The sequence below is a fragment of the Actinotalea ferrariae CF5-4 genome (assembly GCF_000603945.1).
Taxonomy (GTDB): domain Bacteria; phylum Actinomycetota; class Actinomycetes; order Actinomycetales; family Cellulomonadaceae; genus Actinotalea; species Actinotalea ferrariae.
In genome coordinates this window covers 1-2,029 of the sequence record NZ_AXCW01000366.1, presented here as the reverse complement: position 1 = coordinate 2,029, position 2,029 = coordinate 1, and the positions used below count along the sequence as shown (strand labels likewise).

Sequence of the window (2,029 nt, the reverse complement as noted above, 5' to 3'; positions counted from 1 at the left end):
CCACCCAGCCCCACCCCACCCCACAGACCTGCGGAGTTGCCGCTCCGCACCGCCCCCGGCCACCGCCGGACGGCACCACCCCCACCGTGCACCACCGTGCACCACCGGAAGGAACGACCCATGCAGCGCACCATCCCCGCCGTGGCCCTGTCCATCACGCTCGCGACCGCCCTCTCCGCGTGCTCCGGCGCGCAGGCCGAGGAGGGCGAGGGCCCCGTGACGATCGGCGTCACCGACGCCAGCAAGGACTACTGGCGCACGTTCGAGCAGCTCGCCGCCGAGGAGGGCATCGAGGTCGAGCTGGTGAACTTCACCGACTACGCCCAGCCGAACCCGATCCTCGGTCAGGGCGAGCTCGACCTCAACCAGTTCCAGCACCTGCTGTACCTGGCGAACTACAACGTCAACGCCGACGACGACCTCGTCCCGATCGGCTCGACGGCGATCTACCAGCTCGGCCTCTACACGACCAAGGACTACGCGAGCCCGGACGACCTGCCCGAGGGCGCCGAGGTCGCGATCCCCAACGACCCGGTCAACCAGGCTCGCGCGCTGCTCGTCCTGCAGTCCGCCGGGCTGGTCGAGCTCGCCGACGGCGGCAACGCCTTCTCCACCCCGGCGGAGGTGCTCGACGGCTCGCGCGTCACGGTCGTGCCGGTCGACGCGAGCCAGACGGCCGTCCAGGTCAACACGCTCGACGCCGCGGTGATCAACAACAACTTCGCCGCGGACGCCGGCATCGACCCGACCACGGCGATCTGGTCCGACCTGGAGGACACGCGCACGGCGCGGCCGTACCTGAACCTCTGGGTCGCGCGGGCCGACGACGCCGACAACCCCGTCTACGCCCAGCTCGTCGAGATCTACCAGTCCGAGGAGGTCCTCAGCGGCGTCGAGGCGGAGAACAAGGGCACCGCGGTGACCGAGCAGGTCCCCGCCGAGGAGCTCCAGGCCGACCTGACGGAGCTCGAGCAGCTCGTCCGGGACAGCCAGGGCTGAGGCGCGGTGCGGGGCCGGCACCGGTCGGCCCCGCACGCCCCTCCGCCCCGGCCCAGCAAGGAAGGAAACTCCCCGATGGACCCCACGGACCCCATGGTCTCCCTGCGCGGCGTGTCCAAGGTCTTCGACGGCCCGTCCGGACCCGTCCGCGCCGTCGACGACGTCACGCTCGACATCGCCCGTGGCGAGGTGTTCGGCGTCATCGGCTACTCCGGCGCCGGCAAGAGCACGCTCGTGCGCCTGATCAACGCCCTCGAGCAGCCGACCGCGGGCGACGTCGTCGTCGACGGCCGGCGGCTGAGCGGCGTCCCCGAGCGCGAGGTGCGCCGCGCCCGTGCGGGGATCGGCTTCATCTTCCAGCAGTTCAACCTGTGGCGGTCCCGGACCGTCGCCGGCAACGTCGCGTACCCGCTGCGCGTGGCGGGCTGGTCGAAGGAGCGTCGCGAGGCCCGCGTCGCCGAGCTGCTGGACTTCGTCGGCCTGGCCGACAAGGCGCGCCAGTACCCCGAGCAGCTGTCCGGCGGGCAGAAGCAGCGCGTCGGCATCGCCCGCGCCCTCGCGACGTCGCCCAGTCTGCTGCTGGCGGACGAGGCGACCAGCGCGCTCGACCCCGAGACGACCAAGGACGTGCTGGACCTGCTCGCCCGCGTCAACCGCGAGCTGGGCGTGACGATCGTCGTCATCACGCACGAGATGAGCGTCGTGACGTACCTGTGCGACCGCGTGGCGGTCATGGAGGACGGGCGTGTCGTCGAGGTGGGCGACGTGTACGACCTGTTCTCCCGGCCGCAGGCGCCGGTGACCCGCCGCTTCATCGGCACGGCGCTGCACGACCGGCCTCGGCCCGACGTCGTCCTGCGGCTGCGCGAGCGGCACGCGGGGCGGCTCGTCACGGTCGGCGTGCAGGACAGCGCGGGCCACGCCCCGCTCACGGACGCCTTCCGTGCGCACGGGGTGTCCGGGAGCGTCGTCTTCGGGGGCATCACCGAGGTGGGGGCTCGCCCGCTGGGCTCGCTCACCTTCGAGCTGT

2 protein-coding genes are annotated in these 2,029 nt (G+C 72.4%); both read left to right on the top strand.

Translation table 11 applies throughout. From position 1 onward, the window contains the following. The first annotated feature begins 120 nt into the window (after positions 1-120). A complete protein-coding gene (locus tag N866_RS17805) occupies positions 121-999 on the top strand; it encodes a MetQ/NlpA family ABC transporter substrate-binding protein (RefSeq protein WP_034229153.1) in 879 nt (292 codons plus the stop codon). Between the two features lie 75 nt (positions 1,000-1,074). Next, positions 1,075-2,029: methionine ABC transporter ATP-binding protein (locus tag N866_RS17800; RefSeq protein WP_034229149.1), on the top strand; the 955-nt coding region annotated here is incomplete at its 3' end.

Coding starts and splice junctions, on each gene's coding strand:
- N866_RS17805 (WP_034229153.1), top strand. CDS start 121: ATGCAGCGCACCATCCCCGCCGTGGCCCTGTCCATCACGCTCGCGACC.